This window comes from Blastopirellula sp. SH421 (assembly GCF_057808535.1).
Genome location: NZ_CM173712.1, coordinates 3,197,860 through 3,216,406 on the forward strand (window position 1 = coordinate 3,197,860; position 18,547 = coordinate 3,216,406).

Below are 18,547 nucleotides of genomic sequence, written 5' to 3' on the forward strand. Positions count from 1 at the left end.
AACAATCGCATGGAACCAGAATTCATTCAGCATCTAAGAGAGTTACTACCGGTCTCGAATCGGCTGCGCATCGGGCTAGGAGATGACGCCGCCATTTTGGAGTGGAAAGAACGGGACGATTTGGTGGTGACCACCGATTTGGTTTCGGATGAGGTCGACTTCCGATTGGCCGAAATTGATCCGCAACGTGCAGGACGCAAAGCGCTGGCGGTCAATCTTAGCGATTTGGCCGCGATGGGAGCCCAGCCGGTAGCTGTTGTCGTTTCGCTGTTGCTGCCGCGCACTCCGCCGCACGGCACAACGCTGCAGTTGGCGCAGCAACTTTACGCCGGGATGTTGCCGTTGCTGGAGCAGTTTGACTGCATCTTGGCTGGCGGAGACACCAACAGCTGGAGCGGTCCGCTGGCGATCAACGTTACCGCTTTCGGATCGTGCGGCGATCAGCCTCCGCTGCTGCGCCGAAATGCCAATCCTGGCGATGCGATTCTCGTCACCGGTCAACTTGGCGGTAGCATTTTGGGGCATCACTTTGATTTCACGCCGCGCATCAATGAAGCCCGGTTGCTGACGAGTAGCGGTCTGTCGCAATGCGGTATGGATATCAGCGACGGTTTACTCTTGGATCTCTCGCGACTGTTGCAAGAGAGCGACGCGGCCGGGATCTTAGACATGTCGGCAATCCCCGTTTCTAGCGCGGCCCAGCAGTTGGCCGCGACCAGCGGCAAATCGCCGCTTCAGCATGCCCTAGCCGATGGGGAAGACTTTGAGTTATTGTTGACGGCATCGCCTGAGAATGCGGATCAAATGGTCGCCGCCGGTTTGCTCGGCACGCCGGTCACCAGGATCGGCAAGGTCGTCGCCGGCGCAGGTATTTGGGCCGATCAAGTGGGTGGTCAAAAAATAGAGCCGCAAGGATATTTGCACCGATGAATGATGTCGCCGATCGTCAGATTGAATTAAAACTTGTCGACGAAACCGATACCGATCGGCTTGGGAAGTTGCTGGCCGAGTTGCTCCCCGATGGTACCACCATCGCGTTGCAAGGGACCTTGGGCGCCGGCAAAACGCGCTTGGTTAAAGCGATCGCCGCAGCATGCAACATTGATCCCCAAACGGTGATCAGCCCCACCTTTGTGCTAGTGCAACAGTACGACGCCGCGCGTCAGCTCTACCACATGGACGCCTACCGCATCAAAGATGATGACGAGTTCCTAGAGCTGGGCCCTGAAGAATACTTCAACTCGGAAGGGCTCACCTTCGTCGAATGGGCCGACCGAGTCATCGGCTGCATGCCGCGCAACTATGTTGAGATCGAAATCTTCGTCACCGGCGAAACCGACCGCCGCGTAACCATCGCCGCCAAGGGAAAAGCGCCCGCCGAGTGGATCATGCAACTGGCCGAGCGTTATTCACGCTAATACGCACGTGCTCTCGGGCCGAGCCAACGGCGCCCCAAAATTCCACTTTTCCCCGCCCAAAATCTAGTGTCAAACCCGCTGATTCTGGACTAGATTAATAAGCTCCCCTCTTGCAATGCCCTTCCCCCCTACCCTCCCATTTCTGTTGAAACCTGATGAAACCTGCACGCATGTCGGATTGTGGAACGGTCGTTGCTTGCCTAACGCTAGTAATCGTCGGAAGCTGGGGATCTGCATTTGCGGTGGGTCAAACAACCGCACCGGCGCCAGCCGAGTGGAATCAATTTCGCGGGCCGACCGGACAGGGGAACGCCGATAGCGCAAAGTTACCGACCGATTGGACCCCCGAACGCAACATCACCTGGCGAAAAGCATTGCCGGGCGTTGGTTGGTCGTCACCGGTTACGGCCGCTGGTCGCATCTATCTGACAACCGCCGTGCCCCTGTCCGAAGAGAAGAAGCCGGATCAATCGCTGCGGGCCATTTGTCTTGACGCAGCTTCCGGCGACATCGTCTGGGATGTCGAGGTTTTCCAGGAAGAAGGAGCGACCGCTCCCAAGATCCATTCCAAAAACAGCCACGCCAGCGCTACGCCGATCCTCGAAGGAGAGTTCGTGTATGTCCACTTCGGACATATGGGGACAGCTTGCCTGCGTAAGAAAGATGGCTCGATCGTTTGGAGCACGCAAGAGCTTGCCTATACGCCCACGCATGGCAACGGCGGCTCGCCGGTCTTGTATGGCGACAACCTGATCTTCAGTATCGACGCCAATGATAAACAGGCGGTGATCGCGTTAAACAAAGCGACTGGCGAAGTCGCCTGGGAAACGCCGCGCAACATCCCAGGGCTCCCCAAATATTTTTCGTTCGGCACGCCGCTGCTGATCGAAGTTAACGGTCAGACGCAGCTGATCTCGTCCGGCACCGGCGCCGTCATGGCGCTTGATCCCCGCAACGGCCAAGAGATTTGGAGAGTGACCTACGGCGATGGCTACTCGGTCGTCCCGCGGCCGGTCTTCGCCAACGGCTTGATCTATGTTTGCACCGGCTACGATCGCTCGACGTTGATCGCGATGCGCGTTGACGGCAAAGGAGATGTGACCGAGTCGCACGTCGCGTACACGACCGATCGCAACGTTCCCTACAATCCGTCCCCGGTCGCCATCGGCGATGCGGTCTACATGATCTCGGATAACGGCATCCTTTCGTGCTTGGACGGGCTCACCGGAGACCTACGCTGGAAGCAGCGTATCGGCGGGAACTTCTCCGCGTCGCTAATCGCGGCCAACGGGCTGATCTATATGCTGGACGAAGCCGGCATGACAACCGTCGTGCAACACGGAGACGAATATCAAGAAGTCGCCAAAAACGACCTGCAAGAGCGAGCGCTCGCCAGCTTCGGTATCGACGGCGACGCGATCTTGCTACGAACCGAACAGGCGCTGTATCGGATCGAAAACAAGTAAGTGGCGAACCGGTCGTAGTGCGGCGTCAAACTTTATCTTTCGTATCAGAGGGGGGCAAATCGCGAGAGATTTACCCCCGCAAATCGGCGACCCCCGGCGGCGCCCATCCTATTGGCTTGAGTGCGACGACGGAGCATTGAATTTGTTGAAGCACGGTTTCGGCGGTATTTCCGAAGACCCAGCCGGCGACGCCGGTTCTGCAAACGGTTCCCATCACGACGACATCATATTCCTTCCTCTCGACCAACTTGCAGATTTCTTCCGCAGCGTTTCCTTTTTGTAGGTAAATTTGCGCGATCTGCGACCGGAACGGCTGCAACAACTCGGCCAATGCGTCTTCGTGAACTCGCTGAAAAGACTCGCTGACTTCTGCCGTTTCGTCATCTGACATTCCGGCACGACTTTGGAGAGACCCTTCAAAGTAAGATCGCCATGCGTGGATCACGTGCAGTTCCGCTTGCTCGATTTGCGCTAGGCTGGTCGCCATTTCAAGAATTGCGACATTCAGTGCTGCATTGACGGGATCAAAATCGATCTCTTCGCGAAGCGGAGACGGATCCACCGCGGCCAAAATTCGCTTTGGTGCAGTAGCTTGCGTTGCTCGATCGATCCAGACGGGACATGGACAACTGCGGAACAATTGCCGATCGGCGCCGCCAAAAATAACGTTTGACAATCCCGCCGCAGGCTCAGCCGCTTTGATGACTAAATCGCCAACCTCAGCATGGATTTTCTGCGTAAAGGGGCGCATTCCAGAGCCATGCAACACTTCCGCTGACGCTTGAACGCCGCGACTGCGAGCGATCTCCAGCAACCGCTCATGCTCGGCAGTCTCTTCGCCATCTTGATCCTTGAATGTCGACTCTACTCCCCATGACGCCATCAGCCTCAAAATCCCGTTCGGGGGGACTTCTAGCACCGTGATGATGCAGAGCTTTGCTCCGGATCGTTCGCAAAAACAAAGTGCCCGCTCAAAAGCTTGATCGTCCGCATTGGCGCCAGTGCGGATGAAGTAAATTTTGTTCAATCGGTTCTTTATCGATTTATCCGACATGGGTTACTCCCGTCTCATTTCAACTTGCAGCAGAGGTAGTTCCAAGGTTGCCCAACGCAAAAAAAATCTAACTCAACAGCCAACGCGCCAGCGAGAAGTAAAATAGCAACGTCACCATATCGGTCAGCGCTAACGCGATCGGACCTGCCGCGACTTGCGGTTCGCGCTGAAAGAAACGAAGCAAGTTGGGCATAGCCGCACCGATGACGGCGGCGCACGCTACGCTGATGATGATTCCACCCAGCAGACAGATTACAACCCGCGGTTCTCCCAGCCATAGCAATGCAACCGTGGAGACCAGTGCGGCACTGGCCATCCCCAGAAATAGTCCGGTAAGCGCCTCGGTTTGCAGCTTTTTGCAGATCGTCCCTAAAGTCGGCTGCTTACCGCGCAAGATCTGTAACGCTAAGCTGACCGATTGAATACTAACGCTCTCGGCCAACGCCAATACGACCGGTATGAACAGCGCCAAGGCTACTGCTTTTTCGAGTTCCGCTTGAAATAGGCCCGACAAAAACGCCGCGAGAATTCCGCCTGCGATGTTGGCGAGTAACCACGGAAAGCGACTTCGAAAGGCTTGGGTCGACGTCGTCTGACGCGAATCGGCCAGGTGCACGCCGATCAATTGGAACAGCTCATCATTTCCTTCGCGTCGATCCAGATCGCTCAATTCATCGGTATATAATTCGACATCCACGCTCCCCAACAATCGCGTTTGTTCATCCACGATCGGAAATGCGAGCAAGCGATGAAAGATGAAGAACTCACAAGCATCCAAGACGCTCGCAACGGACGGAATCGTGATCACCTCGCGAACCATGATCTCTTCCACCGTTCGCTCCGGCGAATTCAATAACAACCGGCGCGTCGGTACAACTCCCTTCAGGCGATCCTCGTCATCCACGACATAAAAATAAATGATTCTTCCCTCCGGCGGCTGCTCTCGAAGCGCGATCAGCGTTTCACCAATCGTTTGCTTTTCATGTAACCGCGCGACCTGTTTACGCATGTGCGCCGTCACGCAATCGTTCAATCTTCGCTCTACCCGTGTACTGTGTTGCATGGGAATATATCGTCAGTAAAGAATTCAGCGGCTTTCGTCATGCGCTAACCCAGAGGCCAGATCTTGCTCTCCAAGATCAGTCGGGCCGCAACCCACACATCCAATCATTTGGATTGGATGCTACGCATGCCCAAATATTTAGGCATCTTCAAATTTGCAAGTTACGATCAAGGTCAACTCAGCACCAAGCACTTACCGTCGCTTCGGCTTTCGGTACAGCAATGCCAACGCGGCGCGCCCCATCCATCAAGACGATGCTTCGATGGCGAGACTGGGCAAGCAGCAATTGCAATTTTCGCCTAAAGTCGCGAAACGGCGCAGCTTGATAGAAGACGACGACAAAAGATCGTAAGGAACCGAGCGTTGAGTTCCTCAACAGCCTGTTAGTTCAACCAGGTGCAGAACAGTACTTGCAAAGAGAGCCTGGCGCTTACTTTTTGAGTGTTGCGAAATTGGTGATGCAACAGAACATAAACGCGACGAAAACGAGCAGCATCAGCAACGATCGCGATTCCTGTTGGACTGCGACGAATTTTGGCGACAGACGCCAAACTCCCGGCATCGTACAGGATCAGACCATTCTTCGACGCAGATCGCGGCGGCAACAGCGCCGCCTGAGAAACCTTGCCTGTCACGGCGGCGAAAGAAACCGTAGAGCAAGACGCAGCGGCTAATGAATCAGTCGCCGGAGAAATAGTTGACAGAGAAACAGTCGACAGAGTGCGGCAAGCCACATCCGCGCATTCCACTTTGCTCGGTTGCGCCATCATGGCGACCGAGACAAACGCAAAAAGCACCGATCCGAGAATAGCCGCAACCATTACTACGCATTCCTCAACCAAACCGAGCCATCCATTGCGGCTCGTACGTTTTCTAGACGGTATTTTTCGACAAATGGTTCGTTGCCAACCGCTGAAGATTTTCACCAGCCAATAGCGGCAAAAGTCCCAGCTAAAGATACCATACCAGCCGCCTGAGGGACAGTGACAACCATCGTTCTATTCAAAACTGCCAGCACTGATCGTCACTGGTTTTGTGGCGATGTTGCTGTTGCATTGTGTGTGAAGAGGAGGACTCTATCGCTGCGTTTTACGGGATGATCGAAGCTCAAGTAGGATGTCGATTGCGATACTCGACAGTAGGCAGCCAAATAACGCAGTAATTGCGCTTGCTTGGCCGAGCGTCACAATGCTGGCGACAAGGGCGAGAAACACTCCCAGCTTGCAGGCGGCGCGAACCAAGCGATATCCGGTTGGTGGGAATGCATACTCCGGAGCGCCTGAGTCGTGGTAGCCTGACATGGTTGGGTCTCTTGTTCGGTAGAGAGGTCGTATAAAGCACAACGCACGAACAAGAAAGTTCGTTGTTCGAGCTTTGGTTATTCATTCGACACTTAGGGTTTGGAAATTCGTCATTAAGCATTGACGCCGCATTCCCCTCAACTGCGATCGCAGGCGAATCCGTTGGCGGATTGGGAATCAAAAGACGTCGGATCAGAATCAACTGGCTGACTGGCCGGTCTTTGCGGCCGCTCTCCTAAGTTCTCTCCGCCTCAAAATGCGAAAGTCACTCAGCAGGCAAACTATCGGCTACTCACTACTGCCACCGTTTAATCGGCATGGTAGCTATGGAACTGATTGAAGTAGCTTTTGTTGATTCGCGTATTCGGCAGCTTATTCTGCAGAGATTCACTCTCTGCACCCGTGAGAGTGCGCCCGAACTCCAAAACTTTCAGATTGCTGCGAGTAGATAGCTTGGGGATAATTTTTTCGTCAACGTTCGTGCTTGTAAGCGAGAGGTGCGTAACGCTCCTTGGAATCGCATCCACGACGGACGAATCGACTTTTGTACCATCAAGTCGCAAATGAGTCAGAGTTGCCGGAAGATGCGCCCCGCGAAGAGCGTCGGAATCTAGATCCGCATTGGTGAGGTCCAAGTATCGAAGCTTCTGCATTCGCGATAAAAACTTCGCACCCCGCGAGGTTAAGTCGCTGTCGCTAAGGATTAACTCGTCGATCGCGGGGAAGTCGGCAATCACTTTCAGTTTTTCGTCCGCATTTTGCATGTGGATGTACTGAAAACGGCTCAGCTTTGTGAGTTGGGAGAGGTTTTTTAGTCCGTCTGCAGTAAGCAACAGGTCGCTCTCCGCAGGAGCGCCCCCGATACAGAAGACTTCCAGTGACTTTGCATCTCGCAACTGCTTAAGGTCGTCGTCCCACGTCCAGTTTTTCAGCTCGTTTTCGGCGGGTAAAACCCGACTATACAGCATGAGCTTCGCCTTCTGCAGCTCTTGTTTGGAAAACCGCTTTTCTGACGACCAGTAAATAGCTCGGTCCTCTTCCGCTTGGCAGCGCCCCACGGATGCCGTGGCCGCCAAAAACGCAATGCTCAGCAGCATCGTCAAAGGGACTCTAAGCAAGCCGTATCGCTGATTGGGATTCATTTCACTTCCGATCAGAATTCTCGGCTTCTCGCCAAGGCGCTTGCGCTGTGGTTAAGTTATTGAGGTAATCGTTACCCGTTAGTTTACCGGGGGACAGAGCCTGGTCCAAGCAAATCGTAGCCAGGTTGCAATGCGCTGCTCACGAAGACGCAATAATAAGTATATGATTTCTGATCGTGTCGCCCTGCAGCACCTTAAACGAACAGCGGGATGAGGATGCCGCCATGGCCGCAGCTCTGGCAAAGACGTGGTTCTGAAGGACACCAACATTGAAACTCTTCCCTGCCGCCAAACCGAAGATTACCTGGAGCGTTCCGCGTTGGTCCTATGTTCCGCGTTTGTGGGCAGAGCTCAACTTCGTCTTGAATCCCGGGTCGCTCCTGCGAATTGCGGTCGGAACTTTAGTGCTGTCGATTGCTGTAGTTGTGGGTTTCCAATGGGCAGTTCCGCAGCTGGTGCTTCCGAATCTGTGGCCCTTGGTATTGGCCTTTCCCGGCATTGTATTAACCTTGATGGTACAGATAGGGATCCTGACGCTCATTCCACCTACCGCGATCGTGCGCAGAGCAAAAATTGTCGTGCAGCATGGACAGAACGCGACCTTCATTGACGCCGAATCGATAACCGCTACGTTCCTCACATTTCATGCGGAGCAGCGAATTCGACTACGCATTTGCTACATGCTGAAATCGAAACCAAAAGTTAAGGTAATCGGAGTTCCGGCGACGGTTGATTTTGATCGTCTGTCGGAGTTGCTGCCGATCGCCCCGGTCGTACGAGATGCACGCAGCCGTAAACAGCCGATGGCGCCTCACTAAGCCGCACTTTCGCCTCCCTTATGAACTCAAGCGTTATTCGCAGGAAGATCTTGCATGTTCGCTAGGTTTGAGCACGCTCATGATTTTCCGCAGCTAGGTTCGCTGCTTAGCCCGGGGACGCCTGAGTGTGACTTCGATTGCGACTGTGAAGACCGTTACCAATGGATGTACGTAACCCTGCCGCAGTTCGATGCGACACTCAAAATCTCTCGCGATCACGGATGGGCCGAAATACCGGAAGAAATTGAATTGAATTACGATGTTGACGATCCCCGATTGTTGGAGCACGTGCATTCAGGCCCTACTTACGCAACTTCGTGTGGCCACGATCGTCAGTCTGACCCCAACTTGCCCTGGTATGATATTGCGCAGTGCATCGCGGACTGCATTGGAGTTCCTGTCGAGCTGATCCCAGGTTCGCATAATGTCAATGAGATGGACCCCGAACCGATCGCAACGTTTTCTCCACGGATATCAAAGAGGGGATGATCAAGCCGTCCGTTTGCATTGCCAGGCAAAACTTTGGTAATGCCCCAGCATTCACGGCCAAAGATTATCGCTTGACAAAGCGCACGGACTTGGGGTCGATTGCAGGATCAAGCTGATCGCGCAGAACGAAAGAACGCCGGCGGAAAAAAAAGTGCGCCAGCAAAAGGTTCTTAGACCCTCCGAACCCCAGAAATGGATCGCAGAGAACCTTGCTGCGATTTTCGTGAATCGCGCAACTTTGAAGCAGGCGTTTCGTGCGACGAAGAAAAACGTCGCAGTCCGGTCCAGATGTTCCATCAATTCATCGTTCGTCATTCAGACTTCGTGATTGATTCGACATTCTGGTTTCGACATTCGTCATTTGCAATAGAAGCCTGATTGGCGATTTGGGCTCGCTGATTAGCCAATCGGGGACTCGCCGATTGGTAATTTGGCTTGGCCGGCAAGCGTTAATTGGCGGACTGCTTCGTAAGCGACGGTGGCGGCAGTCGCCGACAGATTCAGGCTGCGGACTTCGGTTCGCATCGGGACCGAGATGTTATTCTCAGGCGTCAGGGCCAACAGCTCTGGCGGCAATCCTTTGGACTCGGCGCCAAGGACGATGACGTCTTCCAATTGGAAATCGACAGACGTGTACGCGCGTTTGGCCGTTTTGGTTAAGTAGAAGAAGCGACGGTCTTTAAGCCGCTGGCAAAGATCGGCCCAGTCTTCGGCTACTTCCCATTCTAGGTGTTGCCAATAGTCCATGCCGGCCCGCTTGAGCTCGCGATCGTCGACCCGGAAACCGAGCGGTTTGACCAACCAGAGCTTGGCCCCGATTGCGACGCAGGTCCGCCCGATGTTGCCGGTATTGGGCGGGATTTCGGGCTCGTGTAGAACGATATGGATGACAGGCGAGTATTTCAACGGAATCTGTTTTTCGGCGGCGAAGGACTTTTCAAGCCGATCGGGGGAAGTTAGTTTGCACCCCGATCGAGACTCTCCCATTTTGTCGCACCAGATCCAAATACGCTAGGCGGTTGAATATGTCGGACCAACGCATCGCAAAATACGAATCGGCTCTCCAGTTTGCGGAAAAGCAGGTTGCTCATGTCGTGGAGACCTATCCCGACTATTTGCCGATCTATTCGGAAGAGGGCAAATGGAAGCATGGAGGCGAATTGTGGACCGATTGGTGCGGCGGTTTTTTCGCCGGCATGATGTGGCAGTTCACGCTGCGAACCGGTGACGCGACCTGGCGCGAGCGAGCCGAGCATTATTCGAAACTGCTCGAGCATCGTCAGCATGATCGCGACGTGCATGATCTCGGTTTTATCTTTCTCAGCACGTATCTGCCCTGGTATCAGCTGACCGGAGATCAAGCGCTGCATGACGTGCTGGTGCAAGCCGGGCAAACGTTGGCGATGCGGTTTAAAGAAAAGGGGCAGTACCTGCGGAGCTTTGTCTCGGATGACTCGCTGTTTATCGACATCATGATGAATGTGCCGATCATTTTTTACGCCGCCAATGAAACTGGCGATCCAGAATTGATGCGAAAAGCGGTCGCCCATTGCCGCACAACCCGCGACAAGATTGTCCGCGCCAACGGCTCAACCGCACACGAAGGAATGTTTGATTTGGAGAGCGGCGAGTTCTTGCACGAATCGACCCATCAAGGGTTGCAGGGAGATAGCGCCTGGGCTCGCGGTTTGGCTTGGTCGTTGTATGGCTACAGTAAGGTTTACGCGCTGACCCAGATGGACGAGTTTTTGGCCGTGGCCGAACGGAACGCTGATTATTGGATCGCGAATCTACCGGACGATGGGGTTCCGCTGTGGGACTTTGACGCCGATGTGAATGCTCCCCTCCCCTTTGGCCCGCAGAAAGAAAGCTCGGCCGGCGCGATCGCCGCGAGCGGTTTGCTGGACTTGGCCAAACAGACCAAAGACCCGGCTAAGGCCGAAGCGTATCGCGCCACCGCATTGAAGATGCTGGATGCGTTGACCGATCCCGAATATCTAGCGATCAACGACCCCGGCTGGGAAGGAATCTTGAAGCACGGCGTTTACCACACCGCGAAAGATTTGGGCGTGGACGAATCGGTCATGTGGGGCGAGTACTTTTTTGTCGAGGGTTTGACCAAGGTGGTTCGCGAAGCGAAGTAAGACAATTGCTTAGACTTCTACCCCAAGCACAATTTTCTCAGGCTGGCCTCATCGGGGCCAGCCTGATCGTCTGCTAGCCAGCGATCGACCCGGCTTGGGGCAGGTCTATGCCGATTCTGGGCGACTGTCGGCGTTTTGCCGCTTTTGCATGAGCGAAAACGCCTGTTTTTGTCGAGATTTAGGCAATTAACAAATCTAGATGCGTCTCTGGATGAGGAAACATAACAGCATAGGCACGGTAGTTGCGATTGGTCTCTGCAGAAACTTTGATCGGCTGACCCCACGATCCCATGTTTGTGCTAGGAACCCTTCTCATGTTCAAGCGATTCCCGCTTATCGTTGAGACGATGCTGATTATGTTCGGCGTCATTCAAATGCTATTCGCTCAGCCGCCGGCCTCGTCGCAACCGCCGCAAAGCAAGCAAGCGGAGCCTCCCAAGACCTACATGCCGGTCATCGACAAAGACTTTGACACGGTCTTTGCTGACGACAGCGAAAAGCGAGAGATGTTTAACGAGCGGCAAGCCAAACTGCTGAGTGCTCGCTATGATCTGAGCGATAATCCGTCGGACGTGATGATGTCTGGCAAGCGCAAGCCGGTGCAGCAAGGGGTTCGCGTCAAATTGCCCAACAACATGATGTGGCAAGAGTTGGCGCAGTTGAAGCCGGAGGAAGTGAAGAAGCAAGGCTTGTTGCCGGCCGGATTTCTTCCCCTGCCCCACTCAAAACATGCAACCGGCGGGATGGTCTTTCCGAAGAACCAAATCGACGCAATCGCCAAAGCCGAGCATCGCGATTTGCAGCGTTTTGATACCGATTTTGACTTGCCTGAGCATCTGACGCCCGAGTTTCCGCCGCCGATGTTTCTGACGACGCGGACCGATTTGGGAGACGTGTCGAATGGTGAAGTGCTAACCATCAAAAATTATTTCCGCCTGCTGGACGGCAAAGTGACGCCGGTCCAGATGGAAGGGATGCGACTACTGCTGACTCCGTTTCCGCAGCAGCAGTTCAATCAAACCAACGACCGTAAGACGAAAGAAGCCGAGTTGGGCGTCACTTGTCTTGACTGTCACGTCAACGGGCACACCAATGCGACTTTTCATTTGAATCCTGATACGCGGCCGCAAGCAAATCGCTTTCGGATTGACACGGTAAGTCTACGCGGGATGTACAACCAACAGATTCACGGCTCAAAACGCTCGCTGCGCTCGGTCGAGGACTTTACCGAGTTTGAGCAGCGAACGGCGTACTTTGACGGCGATCATGTGACGGCGGCTAAGAAAGGGGTTCATTTACCCGATCGATCGGATCAGGTCTCGATGATGGCCCAAATGCAAAACATGTTCGACTTTCCGCCGGCCCCCAAGCTGGGTCTGGATGGCAAGCTGATCGCCGACAAGGCGACCGAGTCCGAAATGCGCGGCCAGGAGCTCTTTTTTGGCAAAGCAAAATGCGGAGATTGTCACCCGGCGCCGTTTTATCTCGACAACCAGATGCATGATCTGCACTTGGAGCGGTTTTACGAGCCGGAGGAAATCAATGGTCAAAATAACATCGCCGCCGGCCCGATCAAAACCTTTACGCTACGGGGAATCAAAGACTCGCCCCCCTATCTGCACGATGGTCGCTTGCTGACGCTGGATGATACGGTCGAGTTTTTCAATCTAGTCCAAGAGTCGAAGCTAACGCAGGAAGAAAAAGCGGACTTGGTTGCCTTCATGCTTTGCCTATAGTTGCTAGTTTGCGCATGGTTCCGCCTCGCACAGGCCCGCTGATGTAAGCTGTCAGCGGGCTTTTGGCGTTGTCTGGCCAGAGCCGCCCCGAAAAATGGTGATGTTGCCAAAACTGTTGCGGTACAAGAGAATACGTGCAGTCCAGACAACGCCGCAGGAGACCTTTTCGGTGCAAATTCAGCGAAATTCGACTCGCCGGGTCGTGATTGGTTCGATCGCCATCGGCGATGGCAATCCGATCGCCGTTCAAAGCATGACCGCCACCAAGACGCAGGACATTGACGCGACCGTCGAGCAAGTCCGCGCGCTGGAAGCAGCTGGCGCCGATGTCGTGCGAATTGCGGTCGACAACAAGAAAGATGCTGAAGCGCTGGCCGAAATCCGCCGGCAGACCTCGGCGAATCTCTCGGTCGATCTGCAAGAGAATTATCGCCTGGCCGAATTGGTTGCTCCCCACGTCGATAAGGTGCGCTACAATCCAGGACATCTCTATCACCACGAGCGGACCAAACCGTGGCGCGAGAAAGTGGACTATTTGGTCGGCATCGCTCAGGACAATGACTGTGCGATCCGGATCGGCGTCAACTGCGGCAGCGTGGATCCTGACAAGCTGGCGATGTACGACCCGGCTGACTCGATCGTACCGATGCTGGAAAGCGCCTTGGAGCATTGCGAACATCTCGACTCGCTGGGGTTCACGCGGTACTGCGTTTCGCTGAAAGACTCGGACCCGCGAAAGGTGATCGACGTCAATCGCCGCTTTGCCGAACGCCGCAGTGACATTCCGCTGCATCTGGGCGTGACCGAAGCCGGCATGCCGCCGGATGGCATCATCAAAACGCGGATCGCCTTCGAGCAACTGATCAGCCGCGGCGTGGGTGACACCATCCGCGTGTCGCTGACCGTGCCGAATCCGCGAAAGCCCGAAGAGATCGCCGCAGGCCGCCAGATCTTGGCCGATATCGCCGCTGGTCGCGTGCGGAGCGTCGTCGATTTTGGACTCAACACGCTGAACATCATCAGCTGTCCGAGTTGCTCGCGCGTCGAAAACGAAGCGTTTGTCGAGCTGGCCGAGCAAGTTCGCGACATGACGCAGTACGCCAAAGAGCATGACATCACGATCGCCGTGATGGGCTGCCGCGTCAACGGACCAGGCGAAACCGATGACGCCGATCTGGGACTTTGGTGCGGCCCCAATTTTGTCAACTTGAAGCGATCTGGCGAAGAACTGGGCGCGTTCCCTTACGATCAGATCTTGGGCAAGCTGAAGACAGAGCTTGACGCGTTGATTGCGACGCGGGTTGGCGCGTAATTCGTCTATCGGATTGCGTGCAGATGAACTTATTGGAAAGGACGCCAATTTGTCGTGCGGTTTGATTTTACGGCTCTGTCTGTTGACCGCCCTCGGCGGGGTCTCAGGCTGCGCCCTCTGGGGTCGATCCACAGCACTCGCAATTCCGGCGACGGCAACTTCAGACAAGCTGGTCATCTCGGCTGACTTCAAGCTGCCGGCCGAAGCAGCCCTGCGAGCCAACATCCACTCACTGCGGACCGACTTGGCTTTGACGCTACAAATGCCGATCGAAGAGACCCCGATCCAGGTGAATTTGTATCACGATGCGGCCGCCTATCGCAGTATCGTCGCTCAGCGATTCCCCCAACTGACAGGCCGCCGCGCCATCTTTGTCACCGACGCCAACGGCGCCCACATCTATGCGATCTGGAGCGAGCATGTGGTGACCGACTTGCGGCATGAGCTGACCCACGCCTATCTGCATGCCAACTTTGGCCGCTTGCCGCTGTGGTTGGACGAAGGATTAGCCGAGTACTTTGAGGTTCTGCCGCAAGCCGATCGGATGAACGAAGAGCATCTGCCGGTCTTGGGCGACGCGCTGCAAAACGGCGGTTGGCGACCGAATCTCGATCGCTTGGCGGCGCTCGAACGCCCCGAAGCGATGACCCAACTTGACTACGCCGAAGCCTGGCTCTGGACGCATTATCTAATGTCTAGTTCACAGCGTGGCTTGATCACCGCCAAGCTAACAGCCGCAAGACGTGAAGAGTTGATTGATCCGATTTCGCTGCAGATCCGGCATGCAACACCCAACGCAGAACTCGCGGCGACGCAATATCTGACGGCAATCTCGCTACCGCAAAACTAAAGCGTTTTAGCCATCTGAGCCGATTGATAAACCTCGTCAAACCCCAGCGTTCGCAGCATCGCGTAGCCGCCAAGATCTTCTTTGTCGACCTGGGTTTCGATGCGACTAACGCCGGTTTCGGCAAGTTGACGCAGCGCTTCGCCCAGCAGGTAGCTGGACTTCGCCTGATCGCCATCTTCTAGCGCTGCGACTGTCACCAGCGCCGCGGCGTGTACGCCCCACAGCTGGCTATAGTGAGGCAAGTCGATAAACGTCGCCGATGCAGCGGCGGTCGAGTTCAGTTTGGGGATCAGATCAAATTGCGAGCGTTCAAAGTGCATGTAGATGCACGATTGCAGCCAGTCAAGTGGCGGCGGGCTAAAGTTCGCTTCGACCGAATAACTGCGGCGAATCTGCATCAGTTCGCGACTGACCGCAGGGCGAAATCCATGGATGTTGGATCGCATCGCCCAATATTCGCCGATCACTTGGTAGTCGCGCTGATTTAGCTGCTGACGCAAGGTCTCAAACGTGGACGGGACCCCCAGGTTGTGCGATCCGCCGGCCAAGCCGAAATAAAACGGTCCCAGCGGCGGCGCTCCGCCGGTGATCAACTGCGCCGCTCCTGATTGTTGGGCCAATGCTTCGGCTTGATCCAGCAGCGCACTCATCACCGCCGCGTAATCCGCATGCCCGGCAACCAAGGCCATCGTCAAATAGGCGCCCGGCGTCCCCTGCGAGTTGGGGCATAATTCTTGTCGCAGCGCAACATGGGCGAAGCCGACAATCTGCCCCTGATCGACCGCGACCAAGCAGGTTTCGGCTCGAAAGTAGGGCTTAGCGAAAACGTACGTTTCCATCGAGCCGACCGTCATCGGCTGCGCAAGCTGCGCACCAAGCGATTGGCTGTTCCAAATTTCCACCAACTTCGGTGGATCGGAGTTGAGAAAGCGGCGAACTTCGATCAAGGGGCGCGTGGCAATCTGCAAGTTGTCGAACGGGGTATTACTTCAGGCTACCCGATCACGAGCCAGTACAATAGATGTCGGCCCGCTATTGGGGTTCTTCCATGTCGACGAAAAGCTCGTCGCCGCGTCTTTCGACCGGAAAGGTTTGCTGGCGAATCTCACTCAATTCGTGCTTGCCGGTCGTCACGTTGTATTGCCAGCCGTGCCAAGGACAGGTAACAATCGCTCCGCAAACGCTTCCTTGGGCGACGGGGCCGCCTTGATGAGCGCAGATGCCGTCCATCGCAAAATAATGCTCGTCAACGCAAAACAGCCCGAGGATGCGTCCTGCGACGACGCGTTCAATTCCGCAGTCGACGGGGATTTCACTCACAGCGGCGACACGAACCCAATTCGGCATACGATTCTGGTGGCGGTGATGGTGTTGACGCGCTAGGCGGCGCGTTGATTGATTTCAGGCTCGGCGGTCTCGGCAAGACCGCCAGCAGTTGCGTCGCTTGGCTTGCTCTTTTTCTTGCGATCGTCGCGCCAGCGATTGTGGATCCACCAGTATTGTTCGGGATTGCGGCGGATCATTTTTTCAAGGTGTTCATTGTACCAACTGGCCAACTCTTTTACGCCCAATTGCGTTTCTGCGGTGGTTGGATCATAGATCGCGTCGGTGCTGTCGATTCCCATTTGAAACTGCATCGGTCGGTCGGTGCGGCGAAAGTGCGTCACCACCAGCGGAGCGCCGCTGGCCATCGAAAACAGTGAAATCGCTTTATGACACGATGCCGGCCTCCCCATAAAGTCCACCCAGCAACCTTTGGGCCCGGCGTTCTGATCGCACAGCAAGCCCAGCGTTCCGCCGGCTTGCATCATCTTTTCGATCGCCGGTGCGCTCCCTTGTTTGGGCAAAATATATTGCCCGGTCATGCCGCGAAAACGTTGGACGAAATTGTGCAAAAATAGATTGTCCAGCGGCCGGGCCACGGTGTAAGTCGGAAAGCCCATCAGCCCTGCGCAGTAACCCATCAGTTCAAAATTGCCAAAATGCCCAAGCAAGATCACCACCGGGCGATCGCTTAGCATGTAGCGAATCTGATTCTTGATGTTCTGCATCTCCACATAGTCGCGCCAATTGGTGTCATGAATCTTGCGCGGCGCGTGGGCGATTTCGCAGACCATTAAAAACATGTGCCGCCAGTTTCGCCGCGCCAGTTTTTTGCGCTCAGCGGCGGTCATCTCCGGAAAGGCATGCTGCAGATTCGTTTCGAGCAGCGTGCCGCGAACTTTAAAGACGTCACTGACCAGCCAAGCCAAAAACTGGGCCATCTGAGCGCAGCGGTCCATCGGCAGCGCTTGGATGATGCAAATCACCAAACGAACCGCCACATAAACCAAGTAATCCAATACGAGTCGTATCTTCACCGGCGCTTCCCTGCTTGGTGCTATCATTTCGCTCGGTATTTTGCCGAGATTTGACCTGTACGGAAAGGTCAATTTGCCCGGCCCCGACCCAAATATACGTGCCACGGCTCTGTGAGCCGTGTGCGCCATGGTATCGTCTCCACTTGTCTGGGCTCATGCTTTCACAGCGTCTTCGCTGAGTAAGCATGGATTCAAACCGATACTTTGGCACGGCTCACAGAGCCGTGGCACGCATGTTTCTCTAATTATTTCGCGGTCCGCGCCTTCAATACAGGATCTGATTTCAGCGGCAACGCCACCGATTTGCCGGTTTCAGCCGCTTTGTAGATCGCCAAGATCACTTCGACGGCCCGCCGACCCTCGGGACCGTTAATCAGCGGTTCACGGTCTTTTTTGATTGCTTCGACAAAATCTTTGAACTGGGCCGTATGTCCATGGTGCCCAATCGCCTTGGGATCGGCGGCCCCGCCGCCGGTGTGGGTTTTGCCTGCGAGACGTTCTTGTATCGCCTGATCGCGCTTGGTCATTTTGGCGAAATCCCACTTTTTCAGGTCTTCTTCTTCCATGATCGCCGATCCTTGCGAGCCGCTGATTTCGATCCGCTTCAGAAATCCGGGATAGGAAGCGGTCGAAGCCTGGATCACGCCGAGCGCGCCATTGGCGAATTTCAAAGTCGCGACGGCGACATCTTCAACCTCGATCCGCTCATGCGCCAGCAGCGACGTGTAGCCCGAGATCTCGGCGACATCCCCCATCAACCAGCAAAGCAAGTCGACGCTATGGATTGCCTGATTCATCAGCGCTCCGCCGCCGTCAAGCGCCCACGTGCCGCGCCATGCGCCGCTATCGTAATAGGCCTGGGTGCGGAACCATTTGACGTAGGCGTCTCCCATCGTCAATTTGCCGAATCGCCCAGCGTCGATCGCCTTTTTCAGTTCGACAGAGGGACCATGGAACCGCGACGGAAAGATCGTCGACAGTTTGACCCCTGCTTTTTCACATTCGGCGATCAGCTTGTCGCAGCGCTTTAGCGTGATTTCTAACGGCTTTTCTATTATCACATGCTTGCCAGCGCGGGCCGCGGCGACGCCGGGCTCCATATGAGCGCCGCTGGGCGTGCAGATCGAGACGACGTCAACACTCTCGTCGGCCAGCATTTCGTCCAGGTCACTATAAGGCGTACAGTCATGTTCGGCGGCAAACTCGGCGGCGCGTTCTCCGTTACGAGAAAAGCAGGCTACCAACTTAGCGCCGCGCAGGTCCGCAATGGCACGCGCGTGGAAATCGGCGATCATTCCACAACCGACAATGGCAAAGCCGAGCGACATGATGTCGTCCTTTCTAGGGCAAGATACGTATCTTTAGGTGGGGAAAGCCGCCCATTATAGACGCTC

The 18,547-nt window shown here is 55.2% G+C and carries 18 protein-coding genes; 8 read left to right on the plus strand and 10 right to left on the minus strand.

All coding sequences use genetic code 11. From position 1 onward, the window contains the following. Positions 1-9 precede the first annotated feature (9 nt). The 3 genes from thiL (at position 10) to SH421x_RS13410 (ending at position 2,884) form a co-directional block, all read left to right on the plus strand. The gene (gene thiL, locus SH421x_RS13400; RefSeq protein ID WP_488856240.1) at positions 10-930 is read left to right on the plus strand and encodes a thiamine-phosphate kinase; all 921 of its coding nucleotides are present in this window, start codon (positions 10-12) and stop codon (positions 928-930) included. Continuing rightward, positions 927-1,418, plus strand: coding sequence for a tRNA (adenosine(37)-N6)-threonylcarbamoyltransferase complex ATPase subunit type 1 TsaE (gene tsaE, locus SH421x_RS13405; RefSeq protein ID WP_488856242.1), 492 nt, complete (start codon positions 927-929; stop codon positions 1,416-1,418). Before thiL ends, tsaE begins: the two co-directional genes overlap by 4 nt. Positions 1,419-1,588: 170 nt before the next feature. Then, positions 1,589-2,884: a PQQ-binding-like beta-propeller repeat protein gene (locus SH421x_RS13410; protein ID WP_488856243.1), complete on the plus strand. Its 1,296-nt coding sequence runs from the start codon at positions 1,589-1,591 to the stop codon at positions 2,882-2,884. A 70-nt stretch (positions 2,885-2,954) separates the two neighbouring features. Here the strand turns inward: SH421x_RS13410 and SH421x_RS13415 are convergent, their stop codons facing one another. The 5 genes from SH421x_RS13415 to SH421x_RS13435 all read right to left on the minus strand — a co-directional run bounded on the left by SH421x_RS13415 (position 2,955) and on the right by SH421x_RS13435 (position 7,405). After that, complete coding sequence (locus SH421x_RS13415) at positions 2,955-3,938, minus strand: universal stress protein (RefSeq protein WP_488856244.1); 984 nt, start codon at positions 3,936-3,938, stop codon at positions 2,955-2,957. Between the two features lie 67 nt (positions 3,939-4,005). Continuing rightward, complete coding sequence (locus tag SH421x_RS13420) at positions 4,006-5,001, minus strand: magnesium transporter (RefSeq protein WP_488856246.1); 996 nt, start codon at positions 4,999-5,001, stop codon at positions 4,006-4,008. Positions 5,002-5,384: 383 nt separating this feature from the next. After that, complete coding sequence (locus tag SH421x_RS13425) at positions 5,385-5,822, minus strand: hypothetical protein (protein WP_488856247.1); 438 nt, start codon at positions 5,820-5,822, stop codon at positions 5,385-5,387. A gap of 255 nt (positions 5,823-6,077) precedes the next feature. Next, positions 6,078-6,302, minus strand: a complete 225-nt coding sequence (locus SH421x_RS13430; RefSeq protein WP_488856248.1) for a hypothetical protein — start codon at positions 6,300-6,302, stop codon at positions 6,078-6,080. A gap of 308 nt (positions 6,303-6,610) precedes the next feature. Continuing rightward, positions 6,611-7,405 carry a hypothetical protein gene (locus SH421x_RS13435; RefSeq protein WP_488856250.1) on the minus strand — a complete coding sequence of 265 codons (795 nt, stop codon included), beginning with the start codon at positions 7,403-7,405 and terminating at the stop codon, positions 6,611-6,613. A 308-nt stretch (positions 7,406-7,713) separates the two neighbouring features. On the opposite strand from SH421x_RS13435, the gene SH421x_RS13440 reads away from it, so the two are divergent. Then, the gene (locus SH421x_RS13440; protein WP_488856252.1) at positions 7,714-8,262 is read left to right on the plus strand and encodes a hypothetical protein; all 549 of its coding nucleotides are present in this window, start codon (positions 7,714-7,716) and stop codon (positions 8,260-8,262) included. A gap of 888 nt (positions 8,263-9,150) precedes the next feature. Here the strand turns inward: SH421x_RS13440 and SH421x_RS13445 are convergent. Further along, positions 9,151-9,738, minus strand: coding sequence for a tRNA (cytidine(34)-2'-O)-methyltransferase (locus tag SH421x_RS13445; RefSeq protein WP_488856253.1), 588 nt, complete (start codon positions 9,736-9,738; stop codon positions 9,151-9,153). A 38-nt stretch (positions 9,739-9,776) separates the two neighbouring features. Between SH421x_RS13445 and SH421x_RS13450 the strand changes: the two genes are divergently transcribed. From SH421x_RS13450 to SH421x_RS13465, 4 genes are all read left to right on the plus strand, one after another. Further along, a complete protein-coding gene (locus tag SH421x_RS13450) occupies positions 9,777-10,895 on the plus strand; it encodes a glycoside hydrolase family 88 protein (protein ID WP_488856255.1) in 1,119 nt (372 codons plus the stop codon). A 314-nt stretch (positions 10,896-11,209) separates the two neighbouring features. Next, complete coding sequence (locus SH421x_RS13455) at positions 11,210-12,631, plus strand: cytochrome B6 (protein ID WP_488856257.1); 1,422 nt, start codon at positions 11,210-11,212, stop codon at positions 12,629-12,631. A gap of 169 nt (positions 12,632-12,800) precedes the next feature. Continuing rightward, a complete protein-coding gene (ispG, locus tag SH421x_RS13460) occupies positions 12,801-13,943 on the plus strand; it encodes a (E)-4-hydroxy-3-methylbut-2-enyl-diphosphate synthase (protein WP_488856258.1) in 1,143 nt (380 codons plus the stop codon). 49 nt (positions 13,944-13,992) lie between these two features. After that, complete coding sequence (locus tag SH421x_RS13465; protein ID WP_488856260.1) at positions 13,993-14,793, plus strand: hypothetical protein; 801 nt, start codon at positions 13,993-13,995, stop codon at positions 14,791-14,793. Here the strand turns inward: SH421x_RS13465 and SH421x_RS13470 are convergent. The 4 genes from SH421x_RS13470 to SH421x_RS13485 form a co-directional block, all read right to left on the minus strand. Next, positions 14,790-15,761, minus strand: a complete 972-nt coding sequence (locus tag SH421x_RS13470) for a hypothetical protein (protein ID WP_488856262.1) — start codon at positions 15,759-15,761, stop codon at positions 14,790-14,792. The genes SH421x_RS13465 and SH421x_RS13470 overlap by 4 nt on opposite strands. A 64-nt stretch (positions 15,762-15,825) precedes the next feature. Further along, positions 15,826-16,140 carry a Rieske (2Fe-2S) protein gene (locus SH421x_RS13475; protein WP_488856263.1) on the minus strand — a complete coding sequence of 105 codons (315 nt, stop codon included), beginning with the start codon at positions 16,138-16,140 and terminating at the stop codon, positions 15,826-15,828. A gap of 32 nt (positions 16,141-16,172) precedes the next feature. Next, entirely contained in the window at positions 16,173-17,153 is a 981-nt protein-coding gene (locus SH421x_RS13480; RefSeq protein ID WP_488856265.1) for a lysophospholipid acyltransferase family protein, read from the minus strand. A 245-nt stretch (positions 17,154-17,398) separates the two neighbouring features. After that, a complete protein-coding gene (locus SH421x_RS13485; RefSeq protein WP_488856267.1) occupies positions 17,399-18,481 on the minus strand; it encodes a Gfo/Idh/MocA family protein in 1,083 nt (360 codons plus the stop codon). Positions 18,482-18,547: the final 66 nt, after the last annotated feature.